Below are 21583 nucleotides of genomic sequence, written 5' to 3'. Positions count from 1 at the left end.
GGATCTAGTGAATGCCGACGCCGACCAGCCGATCGACCAGCGCGCGGTCGGCGGTCAGCACATCCGGCGTGCCGCTCCAGCTGGTGCGGCCACGCTCCATCACCATGACGCTGCTCGCGAAATCCAGCGCACGCTCGATTTGCTGTTCGACCAGAATGATGGTGACTTCATTGGTGGCGGCCAGCTTCGCCAGCAATGCCATCAGCTCGTCGCAGATCACGGGCGCGAGGCCTTCCAGCGGCTCGTCCAGCAACAGGATCGACGGCTTGCCCAGCAGTGTCCGGGCCATCGACAGCATCTGCTGCTCACCGCCTGACAGCTGCTTGCCGTAATTGCCGCGGCGTTCGCGTAGCCGCGGAAACATCGCATAGGCTTCATCGAGCGCCGACGCCGGCCGCCCCTTCAGCCCGGTGCGCAGATTCTCCTCCACCGTCAGCGAGGCGAAAATGTCGCGGGTCTGCGGCACATAGCCGATACCAAGATCGGCGCGCGCCGAGGTCCGCTTGGCCGTGACGTCCTGGTCGCCGATCCTGATCTCGCCGCCGTGACGCGTCGTCAGGCCCATCAGCGTCGCCAGCAGTGTAGTCTTGCCCATACCGTTGCGGCCGAGCACGGCGAGACGATCACCTGCTTTCACCGAGAACGAAATGCCCTCGATGATCCGCGTCGGGCCGTAGCCGGCGCTCAGGTTCTGGATATCAAGTGGCGCGGCGGGCATCGGCATAGCTCCCCAAATACGCGCGGCGCACTTCGTGATCGGCGGTGACCTCATCGGGCGATCCCTCGAAGATCAACCGCCCGGCCGCCAGCACCAGTACGCGCGTGGCAAACTTGAACACCAGATCCATGTCGTGCTCGATCATCAACACGGCGATATCAGGTGGCAGCCGATTGATCGCCTCGAGGATTTTGGGCGCCTCGTCATGCGGCACGCCCGCGGCGGGCTCGTCGAGCAGGAGCACCTTCGGATGCAGCGCAAGGCCGATAGCTAGCTCGATCAGGCGCTGCTGGCCGTAAGCGAGCTCGACCACCTTGCGATAGGCCAGCCTGTCGAGACCTAGATGGCTGAGAATCTCGCTCCACTCGGCACGCACTTCCGGCAGCTCCGTCGAGCTCGAGAAAAACCTGCGCGTGATTCGCTTGCGCTGCATGATCGCCAGCGCGACATTGTCGGCGACGGTGAGATTGGCAAACAGCCGCGTGGTCTGGAACGTGCGCACCAGACCGCGACGCACGCGATCCGGAATGCTGAGACCGGTGATCTCATCGCCGCCCATGAAGAACTGGCCTTCACTCGGCGCGATGTCGCCGGTGATCAGATTGACCAGCGTGGTCTTGCCAGCACCGTTCGGGCCGATCAGCGCGACGCGGTCGCCGGCAGTCAATTTGAAATTGACGTCGCGCGTCACGTGCAGACCGCCGAACGAGCACGACACGCCGCGGGCTTCGAGGAGATTGGTCATGCCGCCTCTCCCTTGCGCTTGAAGCGGGAGGCCAGCGACAGCACCGGTTCGATCAGCCCGCGCGGCGCGAACACCACAATCAGGATCAGCAGCAGGCCGACCAGCGTCATCCAGTGGAACGGATTGGCGGCGGCCACGATATGCTCGAAGATCATGAAGATGATCGTCCCCGCCAGCGCGCCCCACAGATGCCCTGCACCGCCAAGCACCAGCATCACCAGAACTTCGGCCGAGCGTTCGAAGCTGACGCTATCGAGACCGACGACGCCGGTGCTAATCGCCGTCAGCGCTCCACCGATCCCGGCAACGGCACCAGCGACGCCATACATCACGACAAGGCGCGGATAGATCGAGACGCCGATCATCTTGGCGCGCAGATCGTCATCCTTGATGCCACGGCACATCAGACCAAACGGCGAGCGCACGAAACGCTGCAGCAGCACGAACACAATGACCAGCACGCCCAGCGAGAACAAAAATGCCGTGCGGCTGTACATGTCGAAATTGAAGATGCCGAACACCTTGCCCGGTGTGATGCCTGACAGGCCGTCGCTGCCGCCCGTCAGCCACGACAGCTTGTTGGCAAGTGCGGCGACCAATTGCCCCACGGCAATCGACAGCACCAGTTGTGGGAGCCCGCGAAACCGCGTGATCAGCGCACCGGAGATCAGCCCCATGACCGTTCCCGCGAATACACCGATCGCCAGCAACGCAATGGGATCGGTGATGCCACGCACGCAAGCAATGCCGGCGGCATAGGCGCCGACGCCGAATTGCGCGGCATGGCCGAGAGTGGCGACGCCGCAATAACCTGTGACCAGATCGAGCGACAGCACCAGGAATGCGATGCCGATCAGCCGCGTCAGGAACGCCAGATCGTCCGGATACAGAAAGTAGCCGATGGCACCGAGCACGATGATACTCAGCGCACCTGCCGCCTCCTGACCGAAGGGAATGCTGCGCTTGTGCGGAACATGGGTCGCGACGATCTCGCTCATGCGTGCGACCTGCCAAATAGGCCATGCGGAAACAGGAAGACGACGAAGATCACCGACAGATAGAAGAAGAAGTCGCCGAACTCCGGCGCGAGATATTTGCCGGTGGTGTCGGCGAGGCCGAGCAGGAGCGACGCCGACAGAGCGCCAAGGATCGAGCCTGCGCCGCCGACAGAGACGACGACAAGGAACGTCACCATATAACGCAGTGCATAGAACGGTTCGATCGGCAGGATCTCCGCGCCGACCACGCCACCGAATGCGCCGAGCCCGATCGCCAGCGCGAAGGTCACCGCATAGATGATTTCCGTGCGGATGCCCAAGGCGTCCGCCATACCACTATGATCGACCGAGGCGCGCAGCTTGATTCCGAACTCCGTCTTCTCGATCAGAAGCCACAGCGCCAGAGCCGTAACCACACCGCAGGCGATGACAAAGATGCGATGGGTTGGCAGCATGCGGAAACCGATATCGAGCGGACCACTGAGGGTCTGCGGCAGTGGAATCGATTTCAACGACGGGCCGAAGATGAAATTGACGATGCCGATGATGAAGAACGTGATGCCGATGGTCATCAGCACCTGAATCAGCGGATCGGACTTCCGGTAGATCCGGCGGTACAGCAGAATCTCGAACGGGATCGAAACAATGATGGTGCCGACCACCGCCATCAGGATCGCGACGCTGTAATGCACATGCAGGTCGCGGATCGCATAGGAGGCCAGATAGCCGCCAATCATGGCGAAAGCGCCATGGGCGAGGTTCACGACGCGCATCAGCCCCATCATGATGGACAGGCCGATGGAAATGATGAACAGCACCATCCCGTAGGCGACGGCGTCGGTCATGATGCTGAAGACGGTACGCATGATTGATCCTATGCCGAAGCAGCGCCCGAGCGCCATTCCGGAAACTGCGGCATCGCGTCATGGACGACAGCGCCGCGCACCATGGTGAGTAACACCTTCGTCTCTTTCAGAGGGAGGCAGTCGGCGGCGAAGGGATCGCGATCAAGGGCGATCAGATCGGCCGCCATGCCCGGCATCAGCGTGCCGCGCCAGTCTTCCTGCCTCATCGCGATGGCGCCACCGACCGTATAGCTGTGAATGGCTTCGCGGACGCTGATGGCTTCACCCTGCCCGATCGGCGCACCATTGTCCGAGGCGCGGCTCACCGCATCGGCGATGCCATCCCACGGAGACCACGACCCGGTCGGCGCATCGGAGCTGGCGATGTAAGTGACACCCGCGTCGATCACGGAGCGGCCGGGATAGCAACGATCGGCGCGCGGACCGAATGCGCCGGCAATCGAGCGCCGCATCCGGGTGAGGAAACTTGGCTGGGTGACGACGAGCGCGCCCAATGCCTTCATCCGTGCCAGCCCACCGGCGGGCGGCACGAAGTAATGTTCGATGCGGTGCCGGACATCGGCGCGGGGATGTGCCGCCTGCGCCTTCTCATAGGCTTCGATGATGCAGTCGATACCGCGATCGCCGGTACAATGAACGGCAACCTGCCAGCCGCCCGCATGGGCCTCCGCGACCACGCGTTGCAGTTCGATTTCATCGCGCATGAACATGCCGCGGGACGGCGTATCGAAGAAATCCTCGCTCACCGCCGAAGTTCGCGCGCCGACGATGCCATCGGCGAAATATTTCAGCGTCATCGACTGCCAGTCGGCGTCGTGCGTCGGCACCAGCCCACGCGCCGCCGCTTCAGCCGGGTCGAGCTGGTTCATGAAGCCGAGCCGCATTGGCAGCACATCACCATTTGCGCGGATCTCGTTCCAGATCGCGAATTCATCATCGAAGCCGACGGTGAATCCGACCGCGGCTTCTACGACAGCAACAAGACCTAACCTGGCGCTATCGGCAATTGTCGCGCGCAGAGCTGCGGTGAGCTCATTGCGATCCATCGGCGGTGCAGCACGGAATATCAGTTCGGCTGCGCTTTCTTTGGCGCTGCCGTCCAGTCGGCCATCCTCGGAGCGGCCGAACGTGCCGCCTTCCGGGTCGGCGGCAGCATCGTCGATGCCCAGCAGTCGCAGCGCGGCACTGTTGACGACGGCGACATGACCGCAGAAGCGGCGGATCAGCACCGGATGATCGGGAATGGCGCCGTCGATCTCGGCCCGTGTCGGCAGTCGATGCTCGGCCAGTCCGTTCTCATCGAGGCCCGCGCCGTAGACCCATTTATCACAGGAAATGGCGCGCGCACGCGCAACCAGCAAATCAAGCACATCGGATATCGTGGGCGCGTCACGCGGCGTCACCGCCACCTGCAAGCGCGCATGCGCAATCGCGAACAGATGGATATGCGCATCGGTCAGGCCGGGAATGACGGTGGCGCCCGCGAGATCGATCGTCTCGTCGGCGGATGGCGCAACATCCGCTGCACCAATCCAGACCACCTTGCCATCGCTGACGACGATGCTGTCCGCGGGGGTTTCATCCCAGGCAGAACGATAGATGCGGGCATTGGTGAGCAGAAGCGATGGAGCGGACTTGGTCATCAAGTTGGAAATCTTCGGCGATGATCGATCAAGAGGCTGTCATTCCGGGATGTCTTGTAGGCGGCAAAGCCGCCGGAAGGACAGACCCGGAATCCCGGTGTGGTGATAAACATCGCCAGATTCCGGGTTCGCGATCGCCAAGTGGCGCTCGCGCCCCGGAATGACGGCTCTGCCGTCACTTCGTGCTCAGCGCCCAGTCCGGCTGATCGGCGAAGGTCTGGCTCTCCTTGTTGATCAGCTTGCCGTCCACCTTCTCCACGCTGCGCAGATAAACGTTCTGGCGAATGTGACGCGTGGTGGGATCGATCGACACCGGACCCCGCGGCGAGACCCACTTCATGTCCTTGACGGCATCGACCGCCTTGGCGGCATCGCGCTTGCCATCGGTGGCCTCGATCATCTTGTAGATCAGGCGCGCGCCGTCATAGGCTGCGACCGACGTCATGGTGACTTCGTCGAGGTTGCCGCCGCCCTTCTTGATGGTGGCAAGGAAGGCCGCGTTTTCCTTGGAGTCGTGCGACACCGAATAGTGATAGGTCGAGAGGATACCGATGCCGGCATCGCCGATGTTCGGCAGATCCGGCTCGGTGACGACGTCACCGGTCGACATCAGCTTGACTCCGCCGGCCTTCAACCCGTTATCGATATAGGCCTTGACGAACCCCAGCGTCGGCGGGCCGGATGGCAGGAAGGTGAAGATGGTGTCCGCGCCGGAATCCTTGATGCGCTGCATGATCGGGCTGAAGTCGGTGGTGGCGAGCGGAATGCGAACCGCTTCGACCACTGCGCCGCCCTCACCTTCGAACGTCTTCTTGAATGCCGCTTCAGCATCCACACCCGGACCGTAATCGCTGACCGCGATGGCCACCTTCTTGGCGCCGTTCTTCAACGCAATTTTCGCGGCAGGCACGGTGTTCTGCCACATCGTGAACGAGGTACGGACGATATAGGGGCTCTTCTCGACGATCGACGAGGTCGCCGCATTCATCACGATCAGCGGCGTCCTGGATTCTTCCAGCAGCGGCGCGATGGCCATCGCGTTCGGCGTGAAATAGACGCCAGCGAGATATTGCACCTTGTCCTTGACCAGCAGCTCCTGCGCCAGCGCCTTTGACTTGGCGGGATTCGGGCTCTCTTCATCGCGATAGATGAATTCGACATCATGCTTGCCTGCTTTGGTGCCATGCTCGGCGACCCAGGCGTCGATGCCCATCTTGAAGTTCTTGCCAAACAGCGCGTAAGGACCCGACATGGTGCCGATCACGCCGACCTTGATGGTGTCGGCGGAGGCCGTGCCGGTCATCAGGCCGAGAACGGCTAGTGCAAGAATGGATTGGCTGCGTCTGTTCATTGCGGTTGTCCCCGTTGGAAAGTTAAGAAAACTATTCGGCAAACCTGTATTCAATAAACGTGCCGAGATGGCCCGTTTGATCCGGCATCAGCGCGCCGAAATGACGCGTCAGAACATCTCGAAGTATTCGCGCTGCTCCCAGTCGGAGACTTCCGCCTGGAAGCGATCGATCTCGGCATTCTTGATATGCGTATAATAGTCAACCATCGTCGCGCCCATCTTCTCGCGGAAGAAAGGATCTTCCTTGAGCGCGAAGGTCGCCTCGCGGAGCGACTTTGGCAGCAGATCGGCATTGGTCTCGTAAGGCGTGTCGGCTGATGGCCCTGGATCGAGCTTGCGATCGACGCCGTCGAGGCCCGACAGGATCTGCGACGACATATAGAGATAGGGATTGGCGGCGGGTTCGCCGACGCGATTTTCGATACGCGTCGCGGAATCGCCGGCACCGCCGAGGACGCGCAGCATCGCGCCACGATTGTCGCGGCCCCAGATCGCCCGATCCGGCGCCAGCGAATAGGAGCGATAACGCTTGTAGCCGTTGATGGTCGGCGTCGTGAATACGGTCGCCGCGCGTGCATGCGTAAGAAGCCCCGCGAGATAGCCCTGCCCGAACGATGACAGCGGCTGCGTGCCCTCGGTCGGCATGAACGCGTTTGCGCCGGTTGCACGCGATACAATCGACTGGTGCAGATGCCAACCCGACGACACGACGTTCGGAATCTTCGGCCGGCACATGAAGGTGGCGTGGTAGCCGTGGCGATGCGCGATCTGTTTCACGGCCGAGCGGAACAGCACCATGCTGTCGGCCGGTGTCAGGCCCACCGTCGGCGCGAAAGTGAATTCGCATTGGCTCGGGCCGTATTCGACCTCCACCGAACGTAATGGGAGACCGAGCGCAATCACGTCACGCCGGATGATTTCGAGCACCGGCTCCATCTGGTCGTAGCGCTGCTCGGTGAGGTAGTTGTAGCCGTGCGAGAGAAGACTGACCTCCGGCGAATTGCCGGGCTGACCGGCATCCTCCGGCTTCATGCGGTTGTTTTCGACGTTGAAGATATGAAATTCAACTTCAAGACCGGCGACGAAATCGTAGCCTCGTGCGCCGAGATCGCCGAGCACCTTCTTGTACAGGTTGCGCGTCGCGAACGGCACCGGGCGGCCATCGGCGAAATGCACGTCGCACAGCACCCATCCGGTTTCAGGCGCCCAGGGCAGCACGCGAAACGTAGAGGGATCGGGGATCATCAACACGTCGGCCGCGCCCTGCATTTCAGGAATGCCGAAACCGCCACCGGCGGTGAACACCGGAAATACCGTCTTGTGCGATGTGTCCTTGGCGAACATGGTCGTGGTGATCGAGCAGCCGCTTTCGAGACAGCGCAATGCCTCGCTGGCGATCAGCGTCTTGCCGCGCAGGATGCCGTGCTGATCCGGAAACGACAGCCGGATCACTTCGAGCTTGTGCTCTTCGACCATGCTGCGCAGCCGGACGGCTGCTTCCTTTTGCTCCGCGGACCACAAACCGTGACGTTCAACGAAACTCAACGCACTCTCCCGCGGCTGTTCTGATCGATCTTCACTCTGCCGCCGGCAGGTGGATGACATTGGACCCCGGCTCGGTCTGGTCGGCCGGAGCGGCTGCCATCCATGGCGCGCCGCGACGACGGGCGACGTCGACTTCCATCCAGTAGGTTTCCCAGCCCTTGGTCGGCCCGATGCCGTCCATGGTGCCCGGGCCCTGAATGCTGCGCGCGGTGTCCGCATCGAGCGACATCATCGGCCTCTGGCCGCCGGCAACTTTCTCGATCTCCGCACGCAGCAGCTTGCGATAGGCGATGATCGCCTTGTCGCTGGAGCCGAGATGCTCGCGGGTACGATCCTGGATCTTGCCCATCGACTCCACCGCCCACTGGTCGTGGACGTTGATGTCGGCGCCCATGCCCGTATAGGTCTCGTGCTTCTGCTCGTGCGGATTGAAGCCGTAGTCGTTGGTCTTGTTCTTGCGCGAGGTGTAGTTCGGCAGCTCGTAAAGTTCGAGCCGCTGGTCGGTCATCTTCTTCTTGTCGACCGGCGTCGTGTAGCTGGTGAAGATCGCATACCAGTAGCAGTTCTCGTCATCGACCGGCACGTGCCACTGGGTGATCGTCATCTCCGTGCTCATGGGGATGACGAAGCCATGCGGGAATAGCTGGTTGGTGACGCGCACATGGGTACGCTCCTCGTCGAGCTCGCGCAGCGCAATCAGGCGCAGGCCGTATTCGGTCGATTCCACATTGATGATCGGGCGATCATATTCGCGCAGGATCTTGGTCATCGGCAGTTCGGTGCCGGCGGATGCGCCGCGGAACTGCTTGCCGTAAGACGCTTTGACGTCCTCATCCTCAAAGAAGCGATGCAAGAACGAGGCGTGCGCAGGATCGATGCCGACTTCCAGCGCCTGCAGCCAGTTGCATTCGAACAGGCCCTTGAAGGCGAAGGTATATTGGCCGGGTGCGGCGAAGCAGTCGATTTCCGGGAATGCCGGCGGCTCGCCCTCGCCCAGATAAGCCCAGAGAATGCCGCCCTTCTCGACCACGGGATATGCGCGCTGCTTGATGCCGGCGCAGAGTTTCGAAGTCTTCGGTTCGGCCGGCGTCTCCAGGCACTTGCCCTCGACGTCGAACAGCCAGCCATGAAACGCACAGCGCACGCCGCCGCCTTCGAGACGACCGAAGGCAAGGTCAGCGCCGCGATGCGGACAATCGCGGTCGAGCAGGCCATAGCGGCCCTGTTCGTCGCGGAACAGGACAAAATCTTCACCGAGCAATTTGACCGGACGGATCGGACGATCCCCTTCGAGCTCATCGACCAGCGCCGCCGGCTGCCAGTACTGGCGCATCAGCTTGCCCGCCGGCGCCTTGGGCCCGATGCGAGTGATCAGATCGTTCTGCTCTTGGCTCATCATGGCAAAATGTCCTTTATAACTCTGGCGATGCGCCGCTTATCGCTGAAATACAATCTTGCCGCCGACCATCGTCATATCGGCGGTGATGTCCTTGATCTGGTCGTCCGGCACCGTCATGAAGTCGGCGGAGAGCACCACGAGGTCGGCCAGCTTGCCGGCCTCCAGCGTCCCCTTCCGCGTTTCCTCAAACATGTAGCGCGATGCCGCGCTAGTATAGAGGCGAAGCGCCTGTTCGCGCCCGATCGCTTCGGATGCGCCGTAGACCTGGCCGGCCGGGTCCTTCCGCGTCACCATGATATACATCGTGAGGAACGGGTTCAGCGGATTGACCGGGAAATCGGTGCCGGCGCCGAGATTCTCCAGTCCCATTTTCTCGATCAAAGTGCGCGTCGGGACCGCACGATCCGCGGTCGGCCTGCCGAGGAAACGCGCGACCGTCGCCGCCTTGTCCCACATGAAGGCGTTCTGGAAATCGATCCGCGCCCCGACGCGGCGTGCCCGCTCCATCTGTTCGGGGCGGATCAGGCTGGCATGGATCAAAACGAAGCGGCGATCCTTGATCGACTTTTCCTTGTCGGCGGCTTCGAACGCATCCAGCACCTGATCGACGCCGAGGTCGCCAACGACGTGAACGCCGACCCGCCAGCCGCGAAGGTTGGCGATCGATACCAGCTGCTTCAGCCGTTCGGGCGTAACCTGCGCGATTCCATGATAATCGTCATGCGAGTCCGGATAGGCGTCGCGCATCATGGCCGTCTTCAGGGTCATGCCGCCGTCGTAGAAGATCTTGATGCCGCCGAGCTTCAACCAATCGTCGCCGAAACCCGAAGTGGCGCCGTTGCCGCTCATGACGGCGTCCCACCCGGCCGAATCTGCGGGCGGCTCCGGTCGAAACATGGTTCCGACCCGCACCGTCGCATCGCCGGCCAGAGCGAGCTTCTGCAGAATCTGCGTGTCGCGCGCGCTTGTCGCCCCCTCGACGACGCTGGTGATACCGAGGCGGTTGAGCGCGGCCTCGGCGAGACGATATTGCCGCAACTCCTCGTCTTCGGTGTAGGGCGGCACGATGTTCTCGACCAGCGGGATCGCCGTCTCGACGAGCACGCCATTGATGTCGCCGCTCGCGTCCCGCTCGAACGCGCCGCCGGCTGGATCCGGCGTGCTCTTGCTGATGCCCGCCTTCTGCAACGCCAGCGAATTGGCCATCGAAAAATGACCGACGGTCCGCAGATAGACCGGATTGTTGGGGGACACGCTATCGAGTTCCTGGCGGGTCAGGTAGCGCTTTTCCGCCAGCTGCGACGGCGGATGCCAGCCGCCGGTCGTGATCCACGCGCCGGGCTGCTTCTTCGCAACGAACGCCCGAATGAGATCGAGCGCGCCGGCCACGTCCTTGGCGCCGCTGAGATTGACCACATAGTCGCCGAGCCCGGCCGCCTTGAAATGCGCGTGGGTGTCGATCAGGCCGGGGACAACCGACTTGCCGGCGAGATCGATGACCCGGGTCTGCGGACCGGCCAGCGGCTTGATCGCGGCGTCACTGCCGACCGCGAGGATCTTGCCGTCGCGGATGGCCAGCGCTTGCGCGATCGTCGATTGGCCGTCGAGGGTGAGGATCTTGCCGCCCGTCAGGACGACCTGGGGCGCGTTCGGGTTAGATTGCTGCGCCACCGCCGGCAAGACGGAGGCGCCAATTGCAATGGCTCCTGCAATCAGACATTTCGCACCCAGATGCATCTCGCCGCTCCATCAACGATGTTCAATAGACGAACGAATGTGCGAATATTATCGTTAGACTAATTCCAGGCAAGCAGAATTTTGCAGCATGATTTGATGCCTTAGTGAGCAAATGCAGCAATTCACGCCTAAAGCATCACCTTGCGCAGAACGAACACTTGTTCAATATACGGACGCAATTCGGGAGTTGATGATGTCGAAGACTTTGAATTCGCGTACGGATCGGACCCAGGGAGCGCGCTCGTGAGCGGCCTCGTGATCATCGGCGCCTCTTATGCGGGCGTCCAGGCCGGCATCAGCGCGCGCGAGAAGGGCTATCAGGCGCCGATCCGCATCGTCGCCGATGAAATCCATCTGCCGTATCAGCGCCCACCATTGTCGAAGGCATTCCTGTCCGGCGATGTGGCGCACAACAGTCTTTTCCTCCGCGGCGAGGACTATTTCAAGACCCAGGGCATCGAACTGGTGTTGGGCCATCGCGCCATCGGGCTCGATCGTGCAGCCGGCCGGATCGCACTGGACGGCGGCGACAGCCTGCCTTTCGATCAGCTTGTCATCGCCACCGGCTCACGCGCGCGGCGCCTCAGCGTGCCCGGCCATGAGCGCGACGGCATCGTCTATCTGCGCACCCTTGATGACGCGCTGCATCTCAAGCCGCGGCTCGAAGCAGCCAACGATGTTGTCATCGTCGGCGGCGGCTTCATCGGCCTCGAAGTGGCATCGACTGCTGCCAAGGCCGGCAAGAAGGTGACGCTGATCGAGGCGCAGTCGCGCCTGCTGGAGCGCGCGGTATCGCCGCTGATCTCGCAGTTCCTTCTGGATAGCCATCGCTCCCATGGCCTCGACATCCGCTTCAACGAATCCGTCATTGCCATCGAAGGCAACAGCGCCGTGCATGAGGTCGTCTGCTCCAGCGGCCTGCGGGTGCGCGCCGATCTGATCGTCGCCGGCATTGGCGGCATCGCCAATGACGAGCTGGCCGCGCAGGCCGATATCACCTGCACCAATGGCATCGATGTCGACGAACATGGCCTGACCAGCGTGCCGAACATCTATGCCGCCGGCGACGTCAGCAATCACCACAACGGCTTCGCCGGCCGCCGCGTCAGGCTGGAAGCCGTGCAGAACGCCACCGATCAGGGCAAGGCTGTGGGTGCGATGATCGCCGGCAAGCCGGAAGCCTATGACGCAGTGCCGCGTTTCTGGTCGGATCAATATGACGCCAAGCTGCAGATCGTCGGCCTCTCCGCGCCGACCGACAGCGCGGTGATCCGCGGGTCGATGGATGATGGCAAGTTCTCGGTGTTTTATTATCGCGACGGCAAGCTCACCGCCGTCGACAGTATCAACCGGCCGGGCGACCAGATGATCGCGCGTCGCCTGATCACCGCGTCACTGTCGCCAACACCAGAACAAGCCGCCGATCTGTCATTCGATCTGAAAAAATTCGAAGCAGGCAAATAGGGCGGACCCACGGCTCATGCCCAAGATCAAGCGCCCCGACGACGAACGCGGCAATACCGACTTCATCGAGAGCCTCGATCGGGGCTTGAGGGTGTTCGAACTGTTCGGCGCACATTCGCGCCCGATGACGCTGAGCGACGTCGCCAAGGCCGCCGAGCTGCCGCGTGCCACTGCGCGCCGCATCCTGTTTACGCTGGAACGCAAAGGCTATGTGACCAGCGACGGCAAGCTGTTCGCGCTGTCACCGCGCGTCCTGGCGCTGGCTGGTTCTTACATGACGTCCAATCAGGTCGTCACCATCCTGCAACCCGTGCTCGACAGCATCTCCAGCGACGCGCAGGAGATTTCGTCGCTCGCGGTGCTCGAGGGCCACGAGGTGATCTTCGTCGCCCGCGCCAGCCCGGCGCGCGTGTTCTCTGCCGGCATCGATCTCGGCTATCGGCTGCCCGCCTTCTGCTCGTCGGTGGGCCGCGCCATGTTGGGCAAGTATTCCAACGACGACCTCACCGCGACGCTGGATGCCATGGACCTCGTGGCAATGACGCCGTTCACGGTCATCGACAAGGAACTGCTGAAGGCCACCATCATCACCGACCGCGAGAAAGGCTATTCGCTGGTCGACCGCGAGGCCGAACCGGGCTTCCGCTCGATCTCCGTACCCGTGCGGCGCTACGATGGCGCCATCGTCGCCGCCATCAATATGGGCGCCCATGTGGACCGCGTCTCCACCGGGGAAATGATCGACCGCTTCCTGCCGCTGCTGCGCGACGCCGCGGATTCGGTGAAGCCGCTGCTTCTTTAACGCTGCCCCCTCATCCTGAGGAGCGGCCACTTGGCCGCGTCTCGAAGGATGAGGAGCCCTACACTCATGGTTCGAGACGGCGCCAAGTGGCGCCTCCTCACCATGAGGTCCGAGATTGAACACGCACCAGGAATTGTCGTCTCATGCCCCATATCGTCATCGAACATTCCACCGACGGCCATGGCGACGCGCTCGACATCGCCAGCCTGATGCAGGCGTTGCACAATGCCGGCGCCGCCACCGGGGTAATGAAGGCCGCCGACATCAAGGTGCGCGCGATCCCATATGCGCATCACCTGATGGCCGGCCGGGCCGAAGGCTTCTGCCACCTGTCGGTCTCGATGCTGGAGGGCCGCACACCCGAGCAGAAAGTCGCCGTGAGCGAGGCGTTGCGCGCGGCAATGGTTTTGCTGCTGCCGCACACCAAAAGCCTCAGCGTCGATATCAGGGATATGGACGCGGTCGCCTACAAGAAGCGCGTGAACGATTAGAGCCGCGCTAACTGCCTTCTCCCCGCCTGCGGGGAGAAGGTGGCGTCGCGAAGCGACGACGGATGAGGGGGAGCCTCCGCAGGCGCGGAGCGAATGGAGAGCCCCCTCACCCGACTTCCACACGCTTCGCGCGTTGCAGTCGACCTCTCCCCGCAAGCGGGGAGAGGTCAGGCACTCCCCAAAACGAAAACGGCGCGGCATCCCCAGGGAATGCCGCGCCGTCCTCAATTCTGGTCGGCTGCGGTCACCTCATGGGCGACCGCGCCGAGGGTCCGCTTAGACCGCGTCCTTCGCAGCCTTGACCGGGCGGGCGCGCACGATCTTGCGGGCCGGCTTGGCCTTGAAGGTCATTGCTTCGCCGGTGAAGGGGTTGGTGCCCTTGCGTGCCTTGGTGGCGGGCTTCTTGATGACGACGAACTTGGCGAAGCCGGGAACGAGGAACACGCCGCTCTTCTTCAGCTCTTTATAGCCGAGGGTCGCCATGGTCTCGATAACGCCCTTGACGTCCTTCTTCGAGAGCTCAGTGGTCTCAGCGATTTTCTCGATGAGCTGCGACTTCGTCATTTGGTCTGCCATTTTGCACCTTTTGGTTTGCCGTGATTCGGTGAGACAGACACTATGAGGAATTACGGGAAAAAACCCGTGCTCAATGAAATTTTCACAGATTTTGCCGGGAAAAATGATGTTTTTTGACCATCAAACCCCGATTCGACTTGTACGGCAGGGTTTCAGGACCCTCGCAAGCGCAAAATACTTGAAACAAGGGGCCTACGGAGTCGCGGCAGGCGACAGAAACGCACCGCGATAATCACCCCCAGATTCGCCCCCTCACCACATGGTCTGGCGCGCCCTTTCCGGCCATTGCCGATCGTATTCCGGACCGCCGACCCGGCGCTCGCTCATCTCCGCCAGGATCTCGCCGGGCGTCGGCAGGGTCTTCGGATCGACGCGTTTATCAGGGTTCCAGAGATCGGACCGCACGATGGCGCGGGCGCATTGGAAATAGATCTCCCCGACCGTCATCACGATCACCGTGCGGGGAGCCTTCTCCTCCACGGCGAAGGACGCCAGCAGGTCCGGGTCCGTTGAGAGATGCGCCGTCCCGTTGATGCGGAGCGTGGTGCCGGCACCAGGGATCAGAAACAGCAGCGCGATCTTGGGATCGCGCACGATGTTGCGCAGAGAGTCCACGCGATTGTTGCCGCGGCGGTCCGGCATCATCAAGGTGCGCTCGTCATGGATCCGGACGAAGCCCGGTTTGTCGCCGCGCGGTGAGCAATCCAGCCCCTCGGGGCCGGTGGTCGCCAGTGCGGCGAAGGGCGAGACCTCGATCAGCCGCCGATACTGCGCCGTTACGCAGTCGGCTACCTTGGCGGTGGATGCTTCGCCGATGTCATCGAGACGGCCGTAGATCTCCTCGAGCTGCTCGATGGTTTCGATCACCGACATGGCCGCACTCCCCTCCGCCGTATCTATTGACCCCTGATGACCCGTATCAGGTCATCCGCATGATCTTCCGCGACACCAATATTGTTGATCGTGACGTCCGCACCTGATGTCTCGACGCTGCGCTTGAGCCGATCGCCGATCGGCCCATCGCTTGAGCGTCCCCGCGCCGCAAGTCGCGCCGCAAGCACTTCCGGCGGCGCCGTGATCGACACCACGACGACATCTTCATAAGCGGCACGTAGCGCCGGGATAACCGTCCGCGAGATATTGGCAACGACATTGCGGCCGGCGCGAAGCGCATCATCGATCGAGCGCGGAAGCGCATAACAAAGACCATGCGCTTCCCAGTGGACGGCGAAGGCGCCGCTGGCCTGGGCGTGACGGAACGCCTCCGGCGTGACCTGCGCATTATTTTCGAATTCCGACGCCTCGCGAGTCACCACGCGGCGCGTGAACACCACATTGTCGTCATCCGCGCAGGCGGCCTGCGCCAGACCGATCAGCGTATCCTTGCCGGCACCCGACGGGCCGACCACCAGCACCAACCGGCCGGGGCCGATCCGGCCTGCTTGCGCTTCGGATATCGCCGCGGTGTCGGTCATGCCACCCGATGTCCTTCGCGCCAGACATTGCGCACCACCGGTACCTCATGCGCCACATGGACGCGGATCACGTCGGCGCGCTTGCCGACCGCAATCTCGCCGCGGTCCATGAGCCCGACGGCTTCCGCGGGCCGCTTGGTCACGGTTCGGATCGCGCTGGCGAGATCGATGGAGGGCACCTTGCTCGAGAGCTGCAGGGCTCCCATCAGAAGGCTCGACGGCACATAGTCCGACGACAGAATATCCAGCATGCCTTCGCGGGCGAGATCGATAGCCGCGATATTGCCGGAATGCGAGCCGTTGCGGACGACATTCGGCGCCCCCATCAGGATGCCGATGCCGGCCTTGTGCAGGCCTTGGGCCGCTTCCAGCGTCGTCGGGAATTCGGCCACCGAGACCTTGTCTCCAACGGCTTCGGTCACGTTGTCTTCCGTAGTGTCGTCATGGCTCGCCAGCGGAATATTGCGCCCGTGAGCCAGCGCCACGATCGCACGCATATTGCCGGCCGCATATTGCTGCTGACAGGCCAGACGTTGCGCGAACATCACATCAAGCTCGGCATCGCTCTTGCCACCCTTGCCGCGATAGTATGTGCGCAGCTTTTCTTCGTCGCGGAACTGGCGCTGCCCGGGCGTATGATCCATCAGCGACATCAGCCGGACGTTCGGCTTCGCCAAGAGCGCCTTCGCTTCCTCGACCACGGTTGGCATCGGAATCTCACAGCGCAGGTGCAGGAAGTGATCGACCCGCAGGAGACTGGCTTCGCCGGCAGAAGCAATGGAATCCACCAGCACGCCGGCATAGCTGTCGATGCCCTGGCTTGAGTCCTCACACCCGACCCGCACCGAGTCGAGCACCGTGGTGATGCCCGACGTAGCAAGCTGGCCGTCATAGGAGACGACGGCAGCGATGGGATCCCAGAACACCTTGGGCCGCGGCATGAAATGGGCTTCGAGATGATCGGTATGCAGTTCGACAAGACCCGGCATAATCAGATCGCCGCGCGCATCGTCGCTACCGCGTGGCGCATCACCCTCGCCGAATTCGGCGATGCGTCCACCAGCGAAGGCGATCCAGCCCTTGTCGATGACGCGGTCGGCAAGAACGATCCTGGCGTTGCCGATGACGGTTTCGGTCGATGATGCGGTCATGGTTCTCTTTCTCAGGCAGCAGCGGCGAAGGATGCGACGTCCACCAGCCGGTCGGCGATCAAGTGCCGCACTTCGTCGTCATGCACAATGGCAACCATGGCGACGCCGGCACGTTTTTTCTCGGCGACCAGTTCAACGACCACGGCTCGGTTGGCGGCATCGAGCGACGCAGTCGGTTCATCCAGCAGCAGGATCGGCAGATCGGAGATAAAACCGCGCGCGATATTCACGCGTTGTTGCTCGCCGCCGGAAAAGGTCGAGGGCGGCAGCTTCCACAGCCGCTCGGGAATGTTGAGGCGCTTGAGCAACGCCCCCGCACGCGCACGCGCCTCCTCGCGCGTTACGCCGGCAGCGAGCAGCGGCTCGGCCACGACATCGATGGCGGCGACACGCGGCACCGCGCGCAGGAACTGGCTGACATAGCCGATGGTGTCGCGGCGCACACCCAGGATCTCGCGCGGCTCGGCGGTGGCGATATCGATGACATCACCGTTGTGGCGTACGCCGATGGTGCCGCCGTCGCAGCGATAATTGCCGAAGATCATCTTCAGGATCGACGACTTGCCCGCCCCCGAGGGACCGGACAGCACCACGCATTCGCCGGGCGCGACATGGAACGAGACGTTGCGCACCACCGGCAGGCGAATGCCGTCCTGCAGGTGCATCACGAAGGTCTTTTCGGCGTTGCGGATATCGATCATCGGAATCATGTGGACCTCACGCCGGCAGGATCGAGGAAACGAGCAATTGCGTATAGGGCTCTCTGGGATCGTCGAGCACCTGATCGGTGAGCCCCGTTTCGATCACGCGGCCGCCCTGCATCACCATCACGCGATGCGACAGCAACCGCGCCACCGCGAGATCGTGCGTCACAACGATGGCCGAGAGACCGAGCTCGCTGACCAGCGTGCGCATCATGTCCAGCAAGCGCGCCTGCACGGAGACATCGAGACCGCCGGTCGGTTCGTCCATGAAGACGAGACGCGGTTCGGTGACGAGGTTGCGCGCGATCTGCAACCGCTGCCGCATGCCGCCAGAGTAAGTCCGCGGCGCGTCGTCGATGCGATCAGCGGAAATTTCGACGCGCTCGAGCCACGAGGTCGCGGTGTCGCGAATCTTGCCATAGTGGTTCTGGCCGACGGCCATCAGTCGCTCACCGACATTGGCGCCGGCGGAAACCGCCATGCGCAGCCCCATCGCCGGATCCTGATGGACAAAGCCCCAGTCGGTGCGGAACAGGAAGCGGCGCTCGGCTTCGCCCATCGCCGCGAGATCGCGGGTCACGCCGTCGCGCATCCGGTAGGAGACGCTGCCGGTGGTCGGCGCTAACTGGGCGGCGAGGATCTGCAGCAGTGTCGATTTGCCGGACCCGGACTCGCCGACGATAGCCAGCACCTCGCCGGAATAGAGTTCGAAGGACACGTCGCGACATGCCGCAAGACGGCCATAAGATTTTCCCAGGTTTGCCGCAACAAGCAACGGCTCGTCACTCGCAGCCGCGCGCGCCCCCGGTGCAGTTGAATTCGCTGTCACATCAAGCATTTGCGCTCTCCGCATAGGGCGCAGCATTCTCGCTGCCGCGGTGCCCCTGTGATTGCCGCGTTTCGCAATAATCGGTGTCGGAACAGACGAACATCCGGCTGCCCATGTTGTCGGTAACGATCTCGTCGAGATAGCTATCCTCGGCATTGCACAGTGCACAGCAGGCCTTGTGCTTGTAGGGCTCGAATGGATGATCCTCGAAATCCAGCGACACCACCGATGTGTAAGGCGGGATCGCATAGATGCGCTTCTCGCGGCCGGCACCGAACAGTTGCAGCGCCGCGCAATTGTCCATCTTCGGATTGTCGAATTTCGGCGTCGGCGATGGGTCCATCACGTAACGCGCATTGACCTTCACCGGATAGGCATAGGACGTGGCGATATGGCCGAAGCGCGCGATGTCTTCATAGAGCTTCACGTGCATCAGCCCGTACTCGGCGAGTGCATGCATGCGCCGTGTTTCGGTCTCACGCGGCTCGAGGAAGCGCAGCGGCTCGGGGATCGGCACCTGATAGACCAGCACCTGATGCGCCTGCAGCGTCGCTTCGGGAATGCGATGCCGTGTCTGGATCACAGTCGCATCGCCCGTGCTCGTGGTTACCGCAACGCCGGCAGTTTTCTCGAAGAACTTGCGGATCGAGATCGCATTGGTGGTGTCGTCAGAGCCCTGGTCGATCACCTTGAGCTTGTCGACGGGGCCGAGAATCGCCGCCGTGACCTGCACGCCGCCGGTGCCCCAGCCATAGGGCATCGGCATTTCCCTGCTGGCGAACGGCACCTGATAGCCGGGGATCGCGATCGCCTTGAGAATGGCGCGGCGGATCATCCGCTTGGTCTGCTCGTCGAGGTAGGCGAAGTTATATGTCGGCGCGTTCATTCCGCGGCCTCCTGAAGAGCAACTGGCGTCTCGTTGGCATCGGCGAATTCCTTGCGCAGCTTGCGGAGCAAGCCGAGCTCGGACTGGAAGTCGACGTAATGCGGCAGCTTCAGATGCTCGACGAAGCCGGTCGCCTGCACATTGTCGGAATGCGACATGACGAATTCCTCATCCTGCGCTGGCGCCTTGATGTCCTCGCCGAGCTCACGCGCGCGCAGCGTGCGATCGACCAGTGCCATCGACATCACCTTGCGTTCGCTCTGGCCAAAAGCGAGGCCATAACCGCGCGTGAAGCACGGCGCCTCGGTATCCGAGCCCTTGAACTGGTTGACCATCTGGCATTCGGTCAGCGTGATCGAGCCAAGCGGCACGGCAAAGCCGACATCCTCGGCCATGAATTCGACCTCGACTTCACCGAGGCGAATCTCGCCGGCGAAAGGATGGTTACGGCCATAGCCGCGCTGCGACGAATAGCCGAGCGAGAGAAGAAAGCCTTCATCGGCCCGCGCGAGATTCTGCAGCCGCAGATCGCGGTCTGCCGGGAAGCTCAGCGCGTCGCGCGTGAGATCGCCGACCGGCTTCTCGGGATCTTCGATGGGAGACGTTTCAATCAGGCCGTCGCGGCCAAGAATATCGGTGACGCGCGGCATCACGCCCGGCTCTGCATCGGTCATGGCCGGCTGCTCGGGCGAGGATTCGCCGGTCAGCACCGGATCGAGCAGACGATGCGTATAGTCGAAGGTCGGGCCGAGCACCTGGCCGCCCGGCATGTCCTTGAAGGTCGAGGACACGCGGCGACGCACCTGCATCTGCGACGTATCGACGGGTTCACTCGATCCAAAACGCGGCAGTGTGGCGCGGAAGGCGCGCAGCAGGAAGATCGCCTCGATCATGTCGCCGCGCGCCTGCTTGATGGCCAGCGCCGCGAGCTCGCGGTCATAGAGCGAGCCTTCGGTCATCACGCGATCGACGGCGAGGCCGAGCTGATTGGAGATCTGCGCCAGCGATACTTCCGGCACGTCGCGATCGCCGCGGCGTTCATGAGCGAGCAGACGATGCGCATTCTCGATGGCGCGTTCGCCACCCTTGACGGCGACATACATGCTCAGCCCTCCTTCGCGACAAGGCGCGTGGTGCGCGGCAGCGCGACGATGGATTCGCCGGAGACCAGCACGAGATCGATGCCGCGGGGAAACAGCGAGGCATTCAGCGCAAGACGATCCAGCAGATCCGGCACGCCGATCGCGGCGCGCAGGATGGTGGCGCCGTCGATCCCGGGACCGCGCAATTCATAGGCAGGGCCTTCAGTCAGGCTCGCCACCTGCAGGATGATGGTGGTGGAACGATCCGGATATTCGCCGGTGCCGAAGGCGAAGTGCTCGAAGGACGGTAGCGCAGCGGGATCGGCCACCACGGCAAAGGCGCACACCGCCGGATCGGCAATCACAGGCGCGCTAGTGTGAAACTTGATCCACTTGGCAACATCCATCGTCGCCGCCAACTTGCTATCGAGCCACACCGGCGTGTCCTGATCGAACAGCGTGAGCGCGATAGCGGCCGCGCCGCGCATCATCGGCGCAGGTACGCCCGAAACAGCCTGAATGCGCTGCACGGTGCCGGGACGCGCCATCGCGTCCATCACCGAACGGAAGGTCGATTGCGCCGCGAGGACCTTATCCACGAAACCGGCCGGCATTTCCGCAACTGTCGTCATGATCAGCCCTCCCCGCGTACGAGCGTGTAGAAATCGACTTTGGTCGCCGCGGTCTCCGCAGCCTTGCGCTTGCTATCGGCGACGACGCGCGCACGCAGCGGCGTGAGCACCTTGGTCTCGACAGCATCTGAAAATTCAACGGTCTGGATGAGTGCGTCGCAGAGCGCGATCAGGTGCGCCTTCGCGCCGTCACGGCCCAGTGTGTAGCCGAAGCCGACCTCACCGCTGGCAAGCCGTACAGCGGCACGCGACACCGTCGCCTCGCCGAGATTGAATGGCGCGCCATCGCCGCCGATCCGGCCGCGCAGCATCACCAGGCCGTTTTCCGGCTGACGCAGTTGTTCATGGGCGGGAACAGCCACTGCATCGAGATAACCGGCGATATCCGCCGTGGCGGAGTGCCCAAGCACCCCCATCGCCTCACGGCGCCGGGCCTGCTGGTGGTTCAGGGAGGATGAAGTCATGTCACCGTCGCTCAACAAGTTGTAT

At 62.8% G+C, this 21583-nt stretch carries 22 protein-coding genes; 3 read left to right on the top strand and 19 right to left on the bottom strand.

What is annotated here, in order from left to right; all coding sequences use genetic code 11:
• Window positions 1–4 precede the first annotated feature (4 nt).
• From AB8A23_RS13535 to AB8A23_RS13495, 9 genes are all read right to left on the bottom strand, one after another.
• Entirely contained in the window at window positions 5–718 is a 714-nt protein-coding gene (locus AB8A23_RS13535) for an ABC transporter ATP-binding protein (protein WP_439059485.1), read from the bottom strand.
• The gene (locus AB8A23_RS13530) at window positions 699–1463 is read right to left on the bottom strand and encodes an ABC transporter ATP-binding protein (RefSeq protein ID WP_309948416.1); all 765 of its coding nucleotides are present in this window, start codon (window positions 1461–1463) and stop codon (window positions 699–701) included. Before AB8A23_RS13530 ends, AB8A23_RS13535 begins: the two co-directional genes overlap by 20 nt.
• Window positions 1460–2461, bottom strand: coding sequence for a branched-chain amino acid ABC transporter permease (locus AB8A23_RS13525; RefSeq protein ID WP_309948418.1), 1002 nt, complete (start codon window positions 2459–2461; stop codon window positions 1460–1462). Before AB8A23_RS13525 ends, AB8A23_RS13530 begins: the two co-directional genes overlap by 4 nt.
• The gene (locus AB8A23_RS13520) at window positions 2458–3327 is read right to left on the bottom strand and encodes a branched-chain amino acid ABC transporter permease (protein WP_184519134.1); all 870 of its coding nucleotides are present in this window, start codon (window positions 3325–3327) and stop codon (window positions 2458–2460) included. Before AB8A23_RS13520 ends, AB8A23_RS13525 begins: the two co-directional genes overlap by 4 nt.
• A gap of 8 nt (window positions 3328–3335) precedes the next feature.
• Window positions 3336–4970, bottom strand: a complete 1635-nt coding sequence (locus AB8A23_RS13515; RefSeq protein WP_439059486.1) for an amidohydrolase — start codon at window positions 4968–4970, stop codon at window positions 3336–3338.
• Window positions 4971–5145: 175 nt separating this feature from the next.
• Complete coding sequence (locus AB8A23_RS13510; RefSeq protein WP_439059487.1) at window positions 5146–6321, bottom strand: ABC transporter substrate-binding protein; 1176 nt, start codon at window positions 6319–6321, stop codon at window positions 5146–5148.
• Between the two features lie 108 nt (window positions 6322–6429).
• Window positions 6430–7866, bottom strand: coding sequence for a glutamine synthetase family protein (locus AB8A23_RS13505; protein ID WP_439059488.1), 1437 nt, complete (start codon window positions 7864–7866; stop codon window positions 6430–6432).
• 31 nt (window positions 7867–7897) lie between these two features.
• On the bottom strand, window positions 7898–9265 hold the full coding sequence (locus AB8A23_RS13500; protein WP_184519140.1) for an aromatic ring-hydroxylating dioxygenase subunit alpha: 1368 nt from the start codon (window positions 9263–9265) through the stop codon (window positions 7898–7900).
• Between the two features lie 36 nt (window positions 9266–9301).
• Complete coding sequence (locus AB8A23_RS13495; protein ID WP_439059489.1) at window positions 9302–11002, bottom strand: amidohydrolase; 1701 nt, start codon at window positions 11000–11002, stop codon at window positions 9302–9304.
• A gap of 243 nt (window positions 11003–11245) precedes the next feature.
• On the opposite strand from AB8A23_RS13495, the gene AB8A23_RS13490 reads away from it, so the two are divergent.
• The 3 genes from AB8A23_RS13490 (at window position 11246) to AB8A23_RS13480 (ending at window position 13759) form a co-directional block, all read left to right on the top strand.
• Window positions 11246–12466: an NAD(P)/FAD-dependent oxidoreductase gene (locus tag AB8A23_RS13490; RefSeq protein WP_439059490.1), complete on the top strand. Its 1221-nt coding sequence runs from the start codon at window positions 11246–11248 to the stop codon at window positions 12464–12466.
• A gap of 16 nt (window positions 12467–12482) precedes the next feature.
• Complete coding sequence (locus AB8A23_RS13485) at window positions 12483–13268, top strand: IclR family transcriptional regulator domain-containing protein (RefSeq protein ID WP_089265361.1); 786 nt, start codon at window positions 12483–12485, stop codon at window positions 13266–13268.
• A 143-nt stretch (window positions 13269–13411) separates the two neighbouring features.
• Window positions 13412–13759 carry a 5-carboxymethyl-2-hydroxymuconate Delta-isomerase gene (locus tag AB8A23_RS13480; protein WP_089265362.1) on the top strand — a complete coding sequence of 116 codons (348 nt, stop codon included), beginning with the start codon at window positions 13412–13414 and terminating at the stop codon, window positions 13757–13759.
• 276 nt (window positions 13760–14035) lie between these two features.
• Here the strand turns inward: AB8A23_RS13480 and AB8A23_RS13475 are convergent, their stop codons facing one another.
• From AB8A23_RS13475 to phnG, 10 genes are all read right to left on the bottom strand, one after another.
• A complete protein-coding gene (locus AB8A23_RS13475) occupies window positions 14036–14335 on the bottom strand; it encodes an HU family DNA-binding protein (RefSeq protein ID WP_068735221.1) in 300 nt (99 codons plus the stop codon).
• 252 nt (window positions 14336–14587) lie between these two features.
• On the bottom strand, window positions 14588–15208 hold the full coding sequence (locus AB8A23_RS13470) for a pyridoxamine 5'-phosphate oxidase family protein (RefSeq protein WP_175368343.1): 621 nt from the start codon (window positions 15206–15208) through the stop codon (window positions 14588–14590).
• A 23-nt stretch (window positions 15209–15231) separates the two neighbouring features.
• Complete coding sequence (gene phnN / locus AB8A23_RS13465; RefSeq protein ID WP_439059491.1) at window positions 15232–15810, bottom strand: phosphonate metabolism protein/1,5-bisphosphokinase (PRPP-forming) PhnN; 579 nt, start codon at window positions 15808–15810, stop codon at window positions 15232–15234.
• A complete protein-coding gene (locus AB8A23_RS13460; protein WP_439059492.1) occupies window positions 15807–16961 on the bottom strand; it encodes an alpha-D-ribose 1-methylphosphonate 5-triphosphate diphosphatase in 1155 nt (384 codons plus the stop codon). Before AB8A23_RS13460 ends, phnN begins: the two co-directional genes overlap by 4 nt.
• 11 nt (window positions 16962–16972) lie before the next feature.
• Window positions 16973–17671, bottom strand: a complete 699-nt coding sequence (phnL, locus tag AB8A23_RS13455; RefSeq protein WP_120291666.1) for a phosphonate C-P lyase system protein PhnL — start codon at window positions 17669–17671, stop codon at window positions 16973–16975.
• 7 nt (window positions 17672–17678) lie between these two features.
• On the bottom strand, window positions 17679–18503 hold the full coding sequence (phnK, locus tag AB8A23_RS13450; RefSeq protein ID WP_439059493.1) for a phosphonate C-P lyase system protein PhnK: 825 nt from the start codon (window positions 18501–18503) through the stop codon (window positions 17679–17681).
• Window positions 18496–19380, bottom strand: a complete 885-nt coding sequence (locus AB8A23_RS13445; protein WP_439059494.1) for an alpha-D-ribose 1-methylphosphonate 5-phosphate C-P-lyase PhnJ — start codon at window positions 19378–19380, stop codon at window positions 18496–18498. Before AB8A23_RS13445 ends, phnK begins: the two co-directional genes overlap by 8 nt.
• Window positions 19377–20483, bottom strand: a complete 1107-nt coding sequence (locus AB8A23_RS13440) for a carbon-phosphorus lyase complex subunit PhnI (RefSeq protein WP_089265368.1) — start codon at window positions 20481–20483, stop codon at window positions 19377–19379. Before AB8A23_RS13440 ends, AB8A23_RS13445 begins: the two co-directional genes overlap by 4 nt.
• Before the next feature lie 2 nt (window positions 20484–20485).
• Window positions 20486–21094 carry a phosphonate C-P lyase system protein PhnH gene (gene phnH / locus AB8A23_RS13435; RefSeq protein ID WP_439059495.1) on the bottom strand — a complete coding sequence of 203 codons (609 nt, stop codon included), beginning with the start codon at window positions 21092–21094 and terminating at the stop codon, window positions 20486–20488.
• A gap of 2 nt (window positions 21095–21096) precedes the next feature.
• Window positions 21097–21558, bottom strand: coding sequence for a phosphonate C-P lyase system protein PhnG (gene phnG / locus AB8A23_RS13430; protein WP_439059496.1), 462 nt, complete (start codon window positions 21556–21558; stop codon window positions 21097–21099).
• Window positions 21559–21583: the final 25 nt, after the last annotated feature.

This window comes from Tardiphaga sp. 619_E2_N8_4 (assembly GCF_051810905.1).
GTDB classification, from domain to species: Bacteria; Pseudomonadota; Alphaproteobacteria; order Rhizobiales; family Xanthobacteraceae; genus Tardiphaga; species Tardiphaga robiniae.
This window is presented reverse-complemented; position numbering and strand designations above follow the sequence as displayed.